This window comes from Ferrovibrio sp., from assembly GCF_035304305.1.
Classification (GTDB): domain Bacteria; phylum Pseudomonadota; class Alphaproteobacteria; order Ferrovibrionales; family Ferrovibrionaceae; genus Ferrovibrio.
Genome location: NZ_DATGQG010000023.1, coordinates 1 through 16064, shown reverse-complemented (window position 1 = coordinate 16064; position 16064 = coordinate 1). Strand labels below are relative to the sequence as shown.

Genomic DNA, 16064 nt, shown 5'->3' with positions numbered 1-16064 from the left:
TACCAGGGCCCTTCAGACGCGCATGTGCGGCATTGCCGGTTATCTAAATTTCCAGAACCGGCGATCGCCTGACGACATCCAGGCGACCATCAGCCGCATGAATGCCGCGATCGCGCATCGCGGTCCGGATAACCGCGGGCAATGGGCAGATCCGGAAAACTACTGCCATCTCGGCCACACGCGCCTGAGCATTCTCGATCTCTCGGCCGAGGGTCATCAGCCGATGACCTCGCACGACGAACGCTACGTCATCACCTTCAACGGCGAGATCTACAATTTCCGCTGGCTGCGCGGAAAGCTGGAAAAGCTGGGTCACCAGTTCCGCACCGGAACCGATACCGAAGTTCTGCTGGCGGGCTTCAGCCAGTTCGGCATCGACCTGTTTCCGAGTCTGGACGGGATGTTCGCGCTGGCGATCTACGATCGTGAAACGGGCCGCCTGACGCTGGCGCGCGACCGCGCCGGCGAAAAGCCGCTCTACTATGCCGCGGGCGACGGGTTCTTCGCATTCGCCTCCGAGCTGCGGGCCCTGCTGGCGGTGAACGAGCTGCCGGTTTCGCTTTCCGAGGAAGCGCTGGCGCTCTACTTCACGCTCCGCTACACGCCGGCGCCCTATTCGATCCTGGACCCGATCCGGAAGCTGGTGCCCGGAACGATCATGCAGATCGAGCGGGACGGGCGGATCAGTGCCCGCCGCTTCCATGTCTTCAGCATCAATCAGGACGAGGAAGTTCCCGCCGAGAAGATTGATGCCTATGCGGACGCCCTCGAGCAGTCGCTGACCCAGTCGCTGACCGACCGCCTGAACAGCGATGTGCCGCTCGGCATGTTTCTGTCCAGCGGCGTGGATTCGGCGCTGGCCTGCGCCCTGCTGTCGGCAAAACTCGGGCGGAAGGTGAAGACCTTCACCATCGGATTCGAGGGGGATGCCGGCTCCGAGCACGACGCCGCCCGGGCGATCGCGGGACACCTCGGTACCGAGCATCACGAACACATCTTCTCCGCGGCGGATTTCGACCGGATCTGCGATTCCATCGGAACGCTGATGGATGAGCCGAACGGTGACCGCTCCTGCGTGCCGACCTATCTGCTGTCGGAATTCACACGGAAGCATGTCACGGTGGCAATTTCCGGGGATGGCGGCGACGAGCTGTTTGGTGGATACAGCCGCTATCCCGGCTTTGCCGCCGCCTACGACCAGACCCCGGGCGCCCATCCGGTCGCCATGGTGCAGGCCTATATCGAGCGCGGGCTGCCGGTCTATCCCGCCGCGGCTGTGGAAAAGGCTTTTCCCGCGGGATACGGCGCCGTCAGGGGCTTCCACGAAATGTTCGCCCCCGTCTTCATGCATCTGTATCGCCCGGCCCTGCATGCGCTGCGGCAGCTGGATTTCGATACCTATCTGCCGGGCGCGGTTCTTGCGAAAGTCGACCGCATGAGCATGCGGCACGGTCTGGAAGTGCGGACGCCGTTCCTCCATCCGGTCGTCATGGGACTCGCCTCGCGGGCCAGCCTGGGTATCTGCATGACGAAACAGGGCGTGCAGAAGGCCGTGCTGCGCAACCTGCTCATGCGTTATCTGCCGAAGGAGCTTGCGCTGGCGCCGAAGAAGGGATTCGGCATGCCGGCCAGCGTGTTCCTCAACAATGCCGAGCGCATCAACGCGGAGCTGAACGCCGCCTACCAGCGCCTTTCGGGCACGCGCTTCTTCCGTGAACGCCCCACCGCGCTGGGCAGCCTGTTCATGAGCAAGGGTCTGAACGCCAACGCCCTCTGGTCGAGCATCGTGCTGGCGAAGTGGGTCGACAGCGTGGAGCGCCCGCTATGAGCAGCGACCAGTTCGCCGGCATGACGATGGATCAGTGGCTGGGTCATGTGTCGGAGCAGGCGACCGACACCATGCCGGCCGATGTCGCGGCGCGCGTCGCCTCGCTTGTGCCGCGCTTCGATGCCGCCGTGGAGGGACGTCCGGCCGCGCCGCTGAACATCGTCGTCTTCCATATGAAGGTGCCGGAAGAGCATCGTTACATCAATTATGTCGATGTGAAGGGCGATCACGGCAGCATCGACTACAAGTCCGTGCTTTCGCATTTCTTCACGATATCCCGCGCGCATCATCCCGACTGCCGGATCGTCTTCATCACCGGCGAGTCCGACGAGACCGACTTCGTGCCGGACGACGTCATCGTCGTGCGGCTGCCGCTCAACCCCGCCTGGCTGATGTACGAGCGCGTGGTCGCCGTGAACGGCTTCATGCAGTCGAAGGCCTTCGCGGCGAACACCGTCCTTCTCGATGGCGACGCCTTCCCCAACCATCCGCTGGGAAGGGTTTTCCAGCTGCCCTTCGATGTCGCGGTCACCTTCCGCGACGATCCCGGCTTCGTGCCGCTCAACGAGGGCGTGATCTTCGCCGCCGCGCGGGACATTCCCGCCACGCGGGCCTTCTTCTGGCGCTACCTCGCGACCTACGAGGCGCTGTGCCGGGACGAGCGTGTCATCAGGTTCTACAACGACATCAAGCGCTGGCGCGGCGGGCAGCTTTCCCTGAACGCCACCGCCGCCATCCGCGGCGCGATCAGCGAGGCCGACAGCTGCTTCATTGCCGGGGCGGTTGTCCGCTATCTTCCCTGCAGCGACTACAATTATTTCTTCAGCAAGAAGAACGCGTCGTATCCCTACGAGGTCCTGCGGCGCAAATACGTGCTGCATCTGAAGGGCGGGCTGAAGAACGTCCTCGAGCAGATCCGCCAGATGCAGCTTGCCGCCGTGGGGAAGGCGCCTGAGGCACCGGCCGCGCCGGCGCCTGCCGCCCCGCCGGCCGAATTCATCGCGCCGACCTTCACCCTGTTCAACAAGGAATACAACAAGCCGCCCTTCTCGGACCCGGCGGTCCGCAAGACCTTCATGGGGCACATCCAGGGCGCCGCGTCGATCATGGGCTCGAACAAGCCCGGTACCGGGGCGGTTGCGGTGGACGACATGATGGTGTGGTTCCGCAACGCGGCCTTCCTGGGGCCGGGCCGGTTCGCCGACGCCTTCAGGCCGTTCGCGAACGATTCGATCCTGCGCGCGCGCATCTGGCGCGTCTACATGCTGTGCTGGGCGGCCGCCAGCTGCCTCAAGCTGCCGGGCGACTTCATGGATGTCGGCTGCTACGACGGCAAGACGGTGGAGGTCATGGCCCGCTACTGCGGCTTCGACCAGGTACAGGACAAGACCTGGTGGCTGTACGACATGTTCGAGAATCCGCCGGAGGAAGCGCGCAAGGGTGGCCACGGGCCGCAGCTTTTCGACCAGGTGCGCCAGCGCGTCGAGCCGCTCGGGCGTTTCCGCGTCATCAAGGGCGCGGTGCCGGACAGCTTCGCCCAGGGCCTTCCCGAGAAGGTCGCGTTCGCGCAGCTCGACCTCAATGTCGCGGCCCCGGAACTGGCGGCGCTCGAGATTCTCTATGACCGCATGGTGCCGGGCGGCATGATAGTGTTCGACGATTTCGGCTTCCGCCGCTACCGCGACAGTCACGACGCGGAGACGGCGTTCCTGCAGTCGAAGGGCGACGTGATCTGGGAAAGCCCCACCGGACAGGGGCTGTTCATCAAGCGCTGAGTCGGCCTCAGGCCTGCGCGACCGCAGGCTCCGGCGCCGGCTGCGCTCCGGCCTGGTCGGTGAAATGGCTCGCCATGAACAGCCCGATGATCGCCTCCACGACCTTCGGGTTCACGTGCACCATGTCGGCCTGGTAGGCCGGGCGGCCGATGCCCCAGACGATCTCGAAGGACGGGAAATAGTGGACCCAGTCGTACTCGCGGCAGATCTGCGCCGCCACGGCGCGCAGCGTGGTCTTGCTTTCCATGTTGCCGACGAACACGTCGTATTCGTTGAAGCTGCGTTCCAGCGGCACGGGTGACACCGTGAGGACCACCTGGATGCGCGGGTTCATCTGCCTCAGCAGCGTCAGCGCGCGCTTCATGTTGTCGTAGTTCTCGGCGAAGCTGCTCTGGTGGAAGTAGGTTTCGCGCAGCCCCGCGCCGCCGGCATAGACGGGAATCTGGTTGCAGACCAGGCCGTTGTTCTTCTTTTTGAACACTTCCGTCATGCCCAGCGTGATGAAGCAGGCATCGGCGTTCAGCAGGCCGTCGCGGATCACCACGTTGATCTGGTCCAGCGCCTCCCAGAGGTCATCCGGCGTCTTGCCGAAGACCAGCCGCCGGTAGGGGTCCTGGTACAGGGTTCCCTCGCCCGGCTGCTGGATGCCGTTGACCAGAACCCGCTTGGGCACCTCCCAGATGTCGTGGCGGTCCTGCACCCACAGCCCCGCCGCCCGCTCGATCTCCTGCCGGATCGAGAAGGTGTTGTAGTAGTTCATGTGCTCGCGCGCGGGGAGCGTGTCGACGCGCATGCGCGCGTGATCGACCCTGATGCGGCGGTATTCCGGGTAGCAGACGATGTTGTTCGCGGTCAGCGCCTTGCGCACTTCCTCGGCAAAGCAGCTGCCGATGGTGAAGAAGCGGTGCGAGGCATTGAACAGCCGGTTCGTCCGCACCGTGAGGTTGCCGCCCTGCAGCAGCAGGTCCCACTTCTTGTTGGGACGGTCCACCGCGACGAGATTCTTGAAGAACATGCGGTGCTCGTCGCTATACGGCGGTGGCTTCCACGTGGTGCAGTTCGGCGCCGCTCTTGCCCGAGCGGCCCAGCATCTCGTCGTTGCCGAAGGCGCGCGGGTTCAGCGGGCAGCCGGTGCAGATCGGCGTCCTGTCCTGAACGAATTCGCGGATCCAGTTGCGCAGGCCCGGCTGCTGCCAGGCTTCCGCAAAGCTCATCTCGCCCACATTGGTGTAGCCGAACTGGGCGGGATCGAAGGTCGTGCAGCAGGGCGTGAGATAGCCCTGCACCGTGATCGCCGGGCGGAACCACGGCGCGGAGCAGATATGGCCCTTGGGCCGGGTGAAATTGGGCAGAAGGACCGGCAGGCCCTTGAAGCTCGGCGCCGCGGCCTGGACCAGGCGGATGAACTCCTCGCGCTGCTCCGTGGACATCAGGCCATAGGGTTCGCCGTAATCCTGGAATTCCTGCATGTGGACCGGTGGCGCGCCGAGTTCGCGCAGCTGGCGCAGGGTCTCGGGAATGTCGCGGTAGTTGACCGCGCTGACCACCATCGAGATGTGCAGCGGCAGCTTGCGCTCGAGGCAGGCGGCGATGTTGGCCTTCAGCTTCTCGACCTTGGTGCCCGAGCGCATGCGCTCGGCGATCGCGGGGTCGAAGCTGTCGACCGAAATCCAGAATTCATCCAGGCCGGCCCTGACCGCCTCGGCATAATAGTCCGGCGAACGGGTAATCCCGTTCGAGGTTACCTTCATGCGCTGGAACTTGCCGCTCTGGCGCGCCATCGCGACCAGTTCGACGAATTGCGGATGCAGCGTCGGCTCGCCGATGCCATGCAGGGTCACGAAGCCGGTGACGGGCCAGCCGTCGAGAATGCGGCGGAACAGCCCGAGATCCATGTGCTGGTCCACCCAGGTGCCATGGTTGATGCCCATGGTCCGCGGACAGCCCGCGCATTTGAGATTGCACAGGGTGGTGATCTCGATCGTCAGCTTCTGCAGTTTGGCCGGGGCCGCGAAAATATCCATCTGTCCGCTCCGTCATGCCCGCATTCTGCGGCATTGTTGCCAAGACTAGCTCAAAAGACGCCACGCCTTCATCCGTTTTCGGAGGCCTGAGCGGGCAGGGACAGGTTAAGACAGCTTTGTTAGCGACCCGTTAATGGGTGAAGAGCCGGGCAGTTCCAACGGGTTACGCGTGATCACCGCCCGGCCCGAGGCTCTCTCCGAACCGCAGCGGCTGGCCGATCGCCGGTCCCAGCTCGCCGTCGCGCATGGCGGTCCGGCCGCGGATGATCGTCGCCATGGGCCAGCCGGTCACGCTCATGCCGGTGAACGGCGACCAGCCGCATTTCGATTTCAGCCAGCTTTCCTCGATGACGCGCTTTGCCTTCAGGTCGACCAAAGTGAAATCGGCATCGTAGCCGAGCGCGATGCGGCCCTTGCCGAGCAGGCCGAAGACGCGCTGGGCGCCGGCAGAAGTCAGGTCGATCAATCGTTGCAGCGACAGCCGGCCCTGGTTCATGTGGTCGAGCAGCAGCGGCAGCAGGGTCTGCACGCCGGGCATGCCGCTCGGGCTCTGCGGATAGGGCTTTGCCTTTTCTTCCTTCGTATGCGGCGCATGGTCGGAGCCGATCACGTCCACCACGCCGTTGCGCACCGCCTCCCACAGGGCGGCGCGATGCTCGGCCGAGCGGATCGGCGGATTCATCTGCGCGTAAGTCCCCAGCCGGTCATAGCAGTCGGGCGCGGCAAGCGTCAGGTGCTGCGGCGTGGTCTCGACGGTGGCGATGTCCTTCTGGCCGGCCAGCCAGGCCATTTCCTGCGCCGTGGTGACATGCAGCACGTGCACGCGGCGGCCCACCCTGCGCGCCAGCCGCAGCAGGCGCTGGGTCGCGATCAGCGCGCTTTCCGCATCGCGCCATTCCGGATGCAGATGCGGCGTCGCGTCCGACACCTCCGTGAGATGCTTGCGCTCCCGCATGCGGTATTCATCCTCGCAATGCACCGCCATGCGCCGTTTGCCGTGGCGCAGCACGCGCTCCAGAGTCGCGTCGTCGGCCACCAGCAGATCGCCGGTGGAGGCGCCCATGAACAGCTTCACGCCGGCGCAGCCCGGCTGCAGCTCCAGTTCCGGCAGCTGCTCGACATTCTCCGCCGTGGCGCCGACATAGAAGGCGAAGTCACAATGGGCGCGGCCGGTGGCGCGCGTTACCTTGTCCTGCAGCTCGGCGAGCGTCGCCGTGCTCGGCTTGGTGTTCGGCATTTCGAACACGGCCGTCACGCCGCCCATCGCCGCCGCCGCGGTACCGGTGGCGAGGTCTTCCTTGTGTTCCAGACCGGGTTCGCGGAAATGCACCTGGGTGTCGATCACGCCCGGCAGGACCGTCAGCCCCTTGGCGTCGAAAATCTCGCCCGCATCGGCCTGGGCGAGCGTGTCCAGCGCGGCGATCCTGCCGTCCTGCACGCCGATATCGATGGCCTCGATGCCGTTGGGCGTGGCCACCATGCCGTTGCGGATGACGAGATCGTAGCGCATCGGCTCAGCCTTCCTTTTCCAGATTGGCCTTCAGATAGCTCAGGATCGGATAGAGGCCAGCCATCAGCGCGATCAGGAAGCCATACTGGCCTTCCCGGTAGCCCTTGCGACCGACATAGCATTTCCAGAAGCGGCTGAAGATGCGGCGCACGTTGTGGCCGTAGGAGCCGATATCCTCCCCGGCCGCGCGCCGCGCGCGCAGATCGGCCGCCCGGGCGCTGGTGTAACGGTTCAGCCGCGCGATCATGTCGCTGATGTCGCGGTCGACGTAATGCACCATGCGCGAGGCGAGGAACCGCTTCTCGCCCTTCAGTTCCAGCGAGGGGTGCACCCGCTGGTCGCCCCAGCGCTTGGCGCCGCGGGCAAACAGGCGGGGCGCCATCATCACGCCGAAGGAGCCGCCCCAGCCATAGCGGACCAGCCGCCTGCCGACATAATTGTCAAAGGGAATGAGGAAATGCGCGAACGGCGCCGTGGCGATGACGGTGCGGATTTCCTTCGCCATTTCCGGCGGCACGCGCTCGTCGGCATCGACTTCCAGGATCCAGTCGCCGCTGCAGGCGTCGATGCCGGTATTGCGGCGCTCGCCCTCCAGCGGCCAGGCGCCTTCGATCAGCTTCGCGCCGAAGCCGCGGGCGATCTCGGCCGAGCGGTCGGTGCAGCGGTCCAGCACCACGACGATCTCGTCGGCGAAACGCAACCGCTCCAGGCAGTCGGCGAGCTGCGCCTCCTCGTTATGCGCCACCACCAGCGCGGAGAGCTTCGGCGCACTCATGGTCACTCGTCCCGGCAGTAGCGCCAGAGATGCTCGGCGGCGCGCTGCGCCTTCTCGACGCTCAGGGTGAGCATGTGGCTGTCCTGCTTGCGGTAGTCGTAATCTTTCTGGCGGATGATCTCATCGTAGCTCAGATCGGTGCGCACCGCGGCGGTCTTTTCGCCCCAGGGGCCGTAGATCTGCTCCCTGCTCGGGCCGAACAGGCCGAGGGTGGGCACGCCGCTGGCGGCGGCCAGATGCATCAGGCCGCTGTCGTTGCCGATATAGAGGCTGCTGCGCTGCATGGCCGCGGCGATGGTGAGCAGGTCCAGCCTGCCGACCAGATTCAGCGTCCGCTCGGGCGGCAGGCCGTCCAGAGCGGGTTTGGCCAGCAGCTCCTCGCCGGGGCCGCCGAAGACGACGATGCGGGCATCGGGCAGGATGCCGTCGGCAGCGGTCAGGCGCCGGGCCAGTTCGGCAAAGCGCTCGCCGGGCCAGACCTTGCCGCCCCAGTTGGCCGTGGGGCCCAGCGCGAGCACCGGCCGGCCGTCATCGGGCCAGAGCCGTGCCGCTTCGGCGCGGTGCTGCTCGCCGATCCAGACGGTCGGACTGGCCGGACGGGGCAGCTTCAGCAGTTGCGACAGCGCGATGACCTTGTGGTGGCGCGGGCTGCCGCCGCTGAAGGTGCGCCGGCGCCGGGCGAGCAGGAACTGGCTGATGCCCGAGCCGCGCAGATCGATGATGATCCGCCAGCGCCGGGTCGCGACCTTTTTCCACAATTCCCACCAGTGCCGCGCCCAGGGCAGCTTCTCCATGACGATGAGGCGCTCGAGATTCGGCATCCCGGCGAAGATGCCGGCCGCGGCCGGCCCGCAGGCGACGGTGAAGCGGGCCTTGGGAAACCGGAGATGCAGCTCCTGGAGGAGGCCGGTCGACAGAATGGCGTCGCCCAGCCGGTTGGCAGTGATGAAGAGGATGCGCATACCCGGCCTGTCAGAGTTGGGCCGGTTATAGGCGGGCGCCCCGGACTTGCCAAGCGGCCCGGTCTTCCATAGGTCAGGAGGGCGCCGGGCCTGTTATCCAAGCAGATCCAGTCTTCCAAGCCGATTCGGAGGCGAATGCCGTGCTGACCTGTACGCCGCTGCTGACCGAGGGGCCCTCTGCCCGCACGCTGCTGCGCATCGCCGGCGAGGAGGCGGGCAGCTTCCTCAACGCGCTGGTCTCCAACGACGTCTCGGCATTGCCGCCGGGCCGGGCGACCTATGCCGCGCTGCTGACGCCGCAGGGCAAGTTCCTGCACGACATGCTCGTGGTCGGGCAGGAGAATGCCCTGCTGCTGGATGTCGCCGCAGCCGGCGCCGCCGACCTCAGGAAGCGCCTGATGCTCTACCGCCTGCGGGCAAAGATCGAGATCGCGGAACTGGACTGGCAGGGCTTCGCGCTGTTCGGCGAGGGGGCGGAACCCGCGATCGCGGGCGACGGCGTGCTGTTTCGCGATCCCCGCCATCCCGCTCTCGGCTGGCGGCTCTGGCTGCCGGCCGATGCCACGCCCGACCTGACCATCGCCGAACCCGAACTCTACGAGCGCCATCGTCTCGCGCTCGGCGTCCCCGATGGCGCCCGCGACATCGAGACCGGCAAGGGCCTGCTGCTGGAGAACCATTTCGAGGACCTGCACGGGGTCGATTTCCGCAAGGGCTGCTATATCGGCCAGGAACTCACCGCGCGCACCAAATATCGCGGCCTGGTGAAGAAGCAGCTGCACATCGTCACGGCGGCGCCCGGCAGCGTCCTGCCGCCGGCCGGCACGATCATCACCCTCGACGGGCAGGAAGCCGGCGAGATGCGCAGCAGTTTCGAACATGCCGGCCTCGCGCTGCTGCGGCTGGACGTCGTGGCGAAGGCGATGCAGTCTGGCGCGCCGCTCGACTGCGAGGGCGTCGCGCTGACGCCGCGCCGACCCGACTACGCATCGCCGGCGCCGGCAAAGGACTAGACTGGGGGAAAGATGGGGAGAGCCTCGATCATCGGCGAGGATGGCCGCTGCCGCTGCGGCTGGTGCGGCACGGACCCGCTCTATGTGGACTATCACGATACCGAATGGGGCGTGCCGGAATGGGATGACCGCGCGCTGTTCGAGAAGCTGATCCTCGACGGTTTCCAGGCCGGACTGTCCTGGATCACCATCCTGCGCAAGCGCGAGAATTTCCGCCGCGCCTTCGACGGCTTCCAGCCGGAGAAGATCGTGCGCTACACGCCGAAGAAGCTTGAGGCGCTGATGCAGGATCCCGGCATCGTGCGCAACCGGGCCAAGATCGAGGGCACGGTCGCCAATGCCCGCGGCTGGCTCGAGATCATGGAACACGAGAAGGGCGGCTTCTCGGGCTATCTGTGGAAGTATGTCGACGGCAAGCCGAAGCAGAATGAATGGGCGTCGCTGAAGCAGGTGCCGGCGGAAACGCCGGTCAGCCAGGCGATCTCGAAGGACCTGCGCAAGCGCGGCTTTACCTTCGTCGGCCCCACCATCGTCTATGCCTTCATGCAGGCGGTCGGCATGGTCAACGACCACACCACCGACTGCTTCCGGCACAAGGCGGTGAAAAAGCTGAAGCGCCGCACGGGCGCTTCAGCCTAAGTCCGAGGGGCAGGAGGAAACCTTACTTCTGCTCGCCGCCGTCGGCGGTGAAGCCGAGCGCGATCCGGCCGGCCAGGCGGTGCTGGGGCTGCATGGCGAGCGGGTGGTAGCGGGCGGCCTGGATGTCGCGGAACAGCTTCTCGATTCCGGCCGCGCGGTAGAAGGCGCTGCCGCCGGCCGCATCCATGGCGATGCTGGCTGCTTCCAGCATCTGCTCGGTCATCACGCGTTTCAGCGTCATCATCGTCGAGGTGACGGCCTCGCCGGGCGTCGCCGTCTCACCCAGCGCGACCATCTGCTCGTGGGCGGCGACGGCAGCGGCCAGCGCCGTATCCAGCGCGCCGATCAGCTGCAGGGTGTCGCCATCCTGCCGCTTGCGCATGGCGAGCGTCACTGTCTCGTCGCGCAGCTTCTCGGCCACGCCGCGATAGACGCTGTAGATCAGCGGCCAGGCGATGACCGAGACGAGATGGAAGAAGGGATGCCAGACCCCGGCCGGCCGCCGCACGGCGATGGCGGCCTCGGGCACGAAGACCTTGTCGAGCACGACGTCCTGCGAGCCGCTGGCCCGCATGCCCAGCGTTCGCCAGGTCTGCTCGATGCGCACGCCCTTACTTTTCATCGGCACGCCGGCATGCAGCACGGTGTCGCCCTCGCGCGCCATGGTCATCAGGATGTCGCCGGCCTCGCAGCCGCTGACGAAGCGCTTGCGGCCGGAGAAGAGATAACCGCCCTCGGTCTTTTCGGCGGTGCCCGAACCGCCCAGCCAGTCGTTGCCGCCGGTCGACAGCAGCATCAGGTTCTCGGCGGCAACGCGCTTCAGCAGACCTTCGACCGGCGCCTTGTCGCCCTTGCGCCAGCGCCAGACGGCGGCGGCCAGCGGATGCGTGTGCATGGCCAGCGCCAGCGCCGTGCCGCTGCAGTGGCGCGCGGTCTCGCGCAGCATCCCGCAGAGCTCGCGGTAGCTGGCGTCGCCGCCGCCCAGTTCGGCAGGCACGCCGATGGACAGCAAACCGGCCTCCCTGATCTCGCGGAAATTTTCCGCCGCGAAGCTGTCGGTGGCGTCGTAGTCCGCGGCGCGCGCGGCAAAGTCCCGGCCCAGCGCGCGGGCGATCTCGGTGGCGTTGCGGATTTTCGTACTGTCCTTGAGGTGGACGTTCATGGCGACTCTCCTGTCAGGAATTCGGGCGCGCAAGATTGCGCGGAGTCCGGCTTCGCTAAAGTTCCATTTCAGAACCACGGTGGCGTCGGGCGCTCACATCCACGTGATCGGCGATCAGGTGGCTGAGCAGAGGCGCGTGGGTGATCGGCGTCATGTGACCGGCGCCGGCGATGGCCGTGGCACGCGCCACGGGCAGAGCGGCGGCCAGCATCGCGTTCATGTGTCGCACGGGTGCCGGCGAATGCTGGCCGCCGATCAGCAGGACCGGCATGGGCAGGCCGGCATAGTCGCGCAGGCGGCTGTCCTCGGTGAGGGCTGCGGCGATGTCATGGGCGACCACGCCGAGCATGTCCGTCATGGCGTCCTGCAAGGCAGGCGTGAAGGCATCCCACCGCCCGGCGCCGTTCCAGTATTCCACGAAGCAGCGCATGGCATGGCGCCGCGCGGTGCGATCCCGTTCCGCCGCGGCGTCGCGTATGACGGCGCCGAGCGCCTCGAACTCGGCCAGAAGGCGGCTCTCTCGTTCACCCTGGTCGCGCAGGATGAAGAAGGCCGCCGGTTCGATGAGGGTCAGCGAGGCGATCGTCTCCGGCCGGTCGCGGGCGATCTGCAGCGCGACGGCGCCGCCGAAGGAATGGCCGACCAGATCGATCGGCTCATCCACATGCGCCAGCGCGTGGCCGACCAGGGCGGCGTAGTCCTGCAGCGAGGGATGGCCGTCGAACGGCCAGGGGGCGGTACCGCCGCAGCCGAACAGTTCCGGCATCAGGAAGCGGCGCGGCGGGAGGCCGGCGGCGGACCAGGCGCCGAGGCAGCGGCTCCAGTGCTGGCGGTCGCTGCCCGAGCAATGCAGCAGCACAAGCGGTATGCCCTGTCCGGTATCACCGCAGCCGACCGGGAAGCCCTGCAGCAGGGCCAATGCCGCCGGCACTTGCTCCGCATACTGTTCAATGCGCATGGCAAACCTCTTCGTTGAAGGGGGCGCACCATGCGCGCGGCCATTTGCCGTTTACAGTTCAAAATTCGAACTAGGCAGATTTTCGCCGGAGCGGTAAACCATGCGTCATGGCGGTTCGATACGGTTCATTCTGCCCGGTGGCGAAAGCCGCCGAGGTCATCACGGGGCGGTGGACGCCGCTGATCCTGTATGAACTCATGCGCGGCAGCGAGCGCTTCGGTGAGATCCAGAATGGCGTGCCGCTGATGCCGCGCAGCCTGCTGGCGCGCCGGCTGCGCGAACTCGAGCTCGACGGCATCATCTACCGGATCAGCCAGCCGGGCCTGCGCGGCCACATCTACCGGCTCACGCCGGCAGGCGAATCGCTGCGGCCGCTGATCGACCAGCTCGGCGCCTGGGGCAACGAGTGGCGCGTGCCGCATATCGACGACAATGATCGCAACGTTGCGCATCTGATGTGGTCGATGCGGGTGTTGTTCGGCGTGCCGACGCCGGGCGGCAGGGATTTCGTCATCCATTTCGACTTCAGCAACGTGCCGCGCCGCGACCACAAGATCCGGCAATGGTGGTACATCCTGCGCGATGGCACCGTGGATCTCTGCTATACCGACATGGGATTCGATCCCGATGTCACGGTGCGGGCCGACCTGCTGGAATTCTTCCGCGTGGTGCATGGCCATGGCAGCCTGCAGAAGGCGCGGCGCGAGGGGCATATCGCCTTCGAAGGCGATCCGCGCGCGGTGGCGTTCTTCCTGGAGTGCTTGGATGTCAGCGAGCCGCCGGTGCCGCGCTTCATCCGGATCACCACGCCGCCTCCGCCGCCACCCTCGCGGGTGCTCAGAATGAAGAGCCAGGCTGCCTGAGAAACTCGATTTCCGGCGGCGTGCTCTCGCGGCCGAGAATCACGTTGCGGTGGGGAAAGCGGCCGAACTCGATCACCACGTCGCGGTGCCGCTCTGCCCAGTGCAGCAGGTCATGGCCGGGCAGCTCCTTCTCCAGCGCGGTGAACAGCAGCACGCTCAGATTCTGCTCCTCCACCGTCTCGCTGTGCTGCAGCGGCATGTAGAAGAACTGCCGCATCACCGGCGGCACGGCAATGTCGAAGCCGCGCCCGATCGCGGCATGGGTGATGCCGCGGGCGCGTTCATCGCCGGCATAGCATTTCGCCTGGCCGCGATAGATGTTGCGGGTGAACTGGTCGAGCAGGATGATCAGCGCCAGCGCGCCCTCTGCGGTCGCGGTCCAGTCTTCGAAGGCGCCGGCCAGGGCCTGCTCCACCGCCGCGCCGAAGCGCCGCTCGATCTCGCGGTCGAAGGCGGGATTCTTCTCCCACCATTCCTTGCGCGGCTGCAGCGTCGCGCCATCGCCGCGGGCGAACCAGAAATCGAGGATGGCGGCCGGCGTGATTCCGTCCGGGGCGGTGCTGTCCATGCTCACGGTTGGTCGTTCTCCCAGTGCCAGTAGCCGATGACATGGCGTGGGATGCCCTGCTCATCAAGCAGAGGGCAGAGGATTCTCCGGAAGGTGATGAATTCCCGGTTCAGTTTCAGCGACGAGCGCCGGGCCAGCTGGGGCTCGCCGCCGGCCAGTACGGCACCGTATTCCCGCTCGAAGGCCGCAACCTGTTCCGGCGTGTAGAGGTCGTCGAAGCTGCGGCCGCTGTAATCGCGGCCGGTAGCGCGCCGATGCCCGGTGCCGAGCAGGCGGAAGCGCAGATTGAGGCGGCCGTCTGCCGGGCGGGCCTCGACCAGTCCGATATTGGGCAGCAGGCTGCGCGGGATCTGCAGCGGGTCCACGGCGCTGCGCGGCGGCACGCCGCCCGCGGCATCGCGCAGTCCCTGCCAGTAGTCGACAAACAGCGCCAGCGGGGCCGGCAGGGTTGCCAGCCAGGCGTCGGCGCCCGTCCATTCGGCAGCGTCCGGCATCGTTCCTCCCGGCACGAAGTCTACGGGCTTCGCGGCCGCAATCCCAGCAGTGAAATGCGCGAGAACTTCTGCTAGCTTCGCGCAAAAGGGGAGAGACCATGAACCAGATCGATCTGCACGGCAAACGGGGGGTGGTCACCGGGGGCGCCCAGGGCATCGGGCGCGCTGTGGTGGAGCGGCTGCTGCGCTCGGGCGCCAGCGTGGCGATCTGGGACCGCGACGCCGCGCTGGCGCAGAAAGCCGCGAGCGAGCTCGGCAGCCTCGGCCGGGTGGTGCCGCTCAGCGTGGAGCTGACCGACTGGAAGGCCGTGGAGGCGGCGGCGGAGGAGAGCAGCGCGGCGCTCGGTGGCATCGACCTGCTGGTGAACAATGCCGGCATCGCCGGGCCGAACGCGCCGCTGCATGAATATCCGGTGGAAGCCTGGCGCGAGGTCGTCGACATCGACCTGAACGGCGTCTTCTACTGCTGCCGGGCCGTGGTGCCGCTGATGAAGCAGCAGGGCTACGGCCGCATCGTCAATGTCGCCTCGGTGGCCGGCAAGGAGGGCAACCCGAATGCCGCGGCCTATTCGGCGGCCAAGGCCGGCGTGATCGCGCTGACCAAGTCGCTCGGCAAGGAGCTGGCCGGGCAGGATATCGCGGTCAACTGCATCACGCCGGCGGCGGCGAAAACCGCCATATTCGACCAGATGACGCAGACGCATATCGATTATATGTTGTCCAAGATTCCCCGCGGCCGCTTCGTCGCGGTGGACGAGATCGCCGCCATGGTGGCCTGGCTGCTGTCGGCGGAGAATTCGTTCACCACCGGCGCGGTCTTCGACCTGAGCGGCGGACGGGCAACATACTGAGGATCGGTCAAACAGAGGATGAGTGGGGGCGTGGGTATCGATGGCTGAGGCGCGTCAGGCCAAGTTTGCGATCGGCGATGTGGTGAAGCATCGCCTGTTTCCCTTTCGCGGTGTGATCTTCGACGTCGATCCGGTCTTCAACAACACCGAGGAATGGTGGCTGTCCATTCCGCCCGACATGCGGCCGCGCAAGGACCAGCCCTTCTATCACCTGCTGGCCGAGAACGCGCAGTCCTCCTACGTGGCCTATGTCTCGGAGCAGAACCTGCTGCCGGATCCCGATTCCGGCCCGGTGAACCATCCCGACATCAAGAAGCATTTCGCCGGCTTCCGGAACGGCCGTTACGACTGGCGCGCGCCGGTCCGGATGTAGCCGGAAACGGCTAGGACGCGGGCGGGAAGACCTGTCCGCGCTTGGCGGTAAGCACGACGCGATCGCCCGGCTGCAGCGGCTGCTGCTCGAAGCGCTCGTGCAGCTGCATCACCTCGACCAGCTGGCCCTCGGGCAGTTCCACCTCGCTGCGCACCACGGCGCCGATGGGCGAGACGAAGCGCACCAGTGCGCGGCCGTCCGCGCTGGCTTCCATCTCGAGATCATGGGGGCGCACATAGAGCCGCGCCGGGCCGTTCGGCAGATGCACG

Annotated in this window: 17 protein-coding genes; 7 read left to right on the top strand and 10 right to left on the bottom strand. The window is 66.5% G+C overall.

Features of this window, described 5'->3' with window-relative positions:
- Nucleotides 1-22: 22 nt before the first annotated feature.
- Both asnB and VKZ87_RS02580 read left to right on the top strand, forming a co-directional pair.
- A complete protein-coding gene (asnB, locus tag VKZ87_RS02585; RefSeq protein WP_324219683.1) occupies nt 23-1828 on the top strand; it encodes an asparagine synthase (glutamine-hydrolyzing) in 1806 nt (601 codons plus the stop codon).
- On the top strand, nt 1825-3603 hold the full coding sequence (locus VKZ87_RS02580; protein ID WP_324219682.1) for a TylF/MycF/NovP-related O-methyltransferase: 1779 nt from the start codon (nt 1825-1827) through the stop codon (nt 3601-3603). Before asnB ends, VKZ87_RS02580 begins: the two co-directional genes overlap by 4 nt.
- A gap of 7 nt (nt 3604-3610) precedes the next feature.
- Here the strand turns inward: VKZ87_RS02580 and VKZ87_RS02575 are convergent, their stop codons facing one another.
- The 5 genes from VKZ87_RS02575 to VKZ87_RS02555 form a co-directional block, all read right to left on the bottom strand.
- Nucleotides 3611-4618: a GSCFA domain-containing protein gene (locus VKZ87_RS02575; RefSeq protein ID WP_324219681.1), complete on the bottom strand. Its 1008-nt coding sequence runs from the start codon at nt 4616-4618 to the stop codon at nt 3611-3613.
- A 13-nt stretch (nt 4619-4631) separates the two neighbouring features.
- Nucleotides 4632-5627, bottom strand: coding sequence for a radical SAM protein (locus VKZ87_RS02570; RefSeq protein WP_324219680.1), 996 nt, complete (start codon nt 5625-5627; stop codon nt 4632-4634).
- A gap of 163 nt (nt 5628-5790) precedes the next feature.
- Nucleotides 5791-7137, bottom strand: coding sequence for a dihydroorotase (locus tag VKZ87_RS02565; RefSeq protein ID WP_324219679.1), 1347 nt, complete (start codon nt 7135-7137; stop codon nt 5791-5793).
- Between the two features lie 4 nt (nt 7138-7141).
- Nucleotides 7142-7912, bottom strand: a complete 771-nt coding sequence (locus tag VKZ87_RS02560; protein WP_324219678.1) for a glycosyltransferase family 2 protein — start codon at nt 7910-7912, stop codon at nt 7142-7144.
- A gap of 2 nt (nt 7913-7914) precedes the next feature.
- Nucleotides 7915-8874 (bottom strand): glycosyltransferase family 9 protein, encoded by a 960-nt coding sequence (locus VKZ87_RS02555; RefSeq protein WP_324219677.1) that lies wholly within the window; start codon nt 8872-8874, stop codon nt 7915-7917.
- A gap of 140 nt (nt 8875-9014) precedes the next feature.
- On the opposite strand from VKZ87_RS02555, the gene VKZ87_RS02550 reads away from it, so the two are divergent.
- Both VKZ87_RS02550 and VKZ87_RS02545 read left to right on the top strand, forming a co-directional pair.
- The gene (locus tag VKZ87_RS02550) at nt 9015-9887 is read left to right on the top strand and encodes a folate-binding protein (protein WP_324219676.1); all 873 of its coding nucleotides are present in this window, start codon (nt 9015-9017) and stop codon (nt 9885-9887) included.
- A 12-nt stretch (nt 9888-9899) separates the two neighbouring features.
- The gene (locus VKZ87_RS02545) at nt 9900-10526 is read left to right on the top strand and encodes a DNA-3-methyladenine glycosylase I (protein ID WP_324219675.1); all 627 of its coding nucleotides are present in this window, start codon (nt 9900-9902) and stop codon (nt 10524-10526) included.
- A gap of 22 nt (nt 10527-10548) precedes the next feature.
- On the opposite strand, the gene VKZ87_RS02540 is transcribed toward VKZ87_RS02545, so the two are convergent.
- Nucleotides 10549-11688 carry an acyl-CoA dehydrogenase family protein gene (locus VKZ87_RS02540; protein WP_324219674.1) on the bottom strand — a complete coding sequence of 380 codons (1140 nt, stop codon included), beginning with the start codon at nt 11686-11688 and terminating at the stop codon, nt 10549-10551.
- Between the two features lie 55 nt (nt 11689-11743).
- On the bottom strand, nt 11744-12646 hold the full coding sequence (locus VKZ87_RS02535; RefSeq protein WP_324219673.1) for an alpha/beta fold hydrolase: 903 nt from the start codon (nt 12644-12646) through the stop codon (nt 11744-11746).
- Nucleotides 12647-12753: 107 nt separating this feature from the next.
- Here VKZ87_RS02535 and VKZ87_RS02530 point away from each other — a divergent pair, with 107 nt between their 5' ends.
- On the top strand, nt 12754-13509 hold the full coding sequence (locus tag VKZ87_RS02530) for a winged helix-turn-helix transcriptional regulator (RefSeq protein WP_324219672.1): 756 nt from the start codon (nt 12754-12756) through the stop codon (nt 13507-13509).
- On the opposite strand, the gene VKZ87_RS02525 is transcribed toward VKZ87_RS02530, so the two are convergent.
- Both VKZ87_RS02525 and VKZ87_RS02520 read right to left on the bottom strand, forming a co-directional pair.
- Nucleotides 13484-14077 carry a DUF924 family protein gene (locus VKZ87_RS02525; protein WP_324219722.1) on the bottom strand — a complete coding sequence of 198 codons (594 nt, stop codon included), beginning with the start codon at nt 14075-14077 and terminating at the stop codon, nt 13484-13486. The two genes, VKZ87_RS02530 and VKZ87_RS02525, sit on opposite strands and share 26 nt — an antisense overlap.
- A 2-nt stretch (nt 14078-14079) precedes the next feature.
- Nucleotides 14080-14571 carry a PAS domain-containing protein gene (locus VKZ87_RS02520; RefSeq protein ID WP_324219671.1) on the bottom strand — a complete coding sequence of 164 codons (492 nt, stop codon included), beginning with the start codon at nt 14569-14571 and terminating at the stop codon, nt 14080-14082.
- A gap of 98 nt (nt 14572-14669) precedes the next feature.
- Between VKZ87_RS02520 and VKZ87_RS02515 the strand changes: the two genes are divergently transcribed.
- Together VKZ87_RS02515 and hspQ are read left to right on the top strand one after the other, a co-directional pair.
- The gene (locus VKZ87_RS02515) at nt 14670-15422 is read left to right on the top strand and encodes an SDR family NAD(P)-dependent oxidoreductase (protein ID WP_324219670.1); all 753 of its coding nucleotides are present in this window, start codon (nt 14670-14672) and stop codon (nt 15420-15422) included.
- A 40-nt stretch (nt 15423-15462) separates the two neighbouring features.
- Nucleotides 15463-15795, top strand: coding sequence for a heat shock protein HspQ (hspQ, locus tag VKZ87_RS02510; protein WP_324219669.1), 333 nt, complete (start codon nt 15463-15465; stop codon nt 15793-15795).
- Nucleotides 15796-15805: 10 nt separating this feature from the next.
- Here hspQ and VKZ87_RS02505 read toward each other — a convergent pair.
- The coding region (locus VKZ87_RS02505; protein WP_324219668.1) for a TOBE-like domain-containing protein at nt 15806-16064 on the bottom strand (259 nt) is incomplete at its 5' end.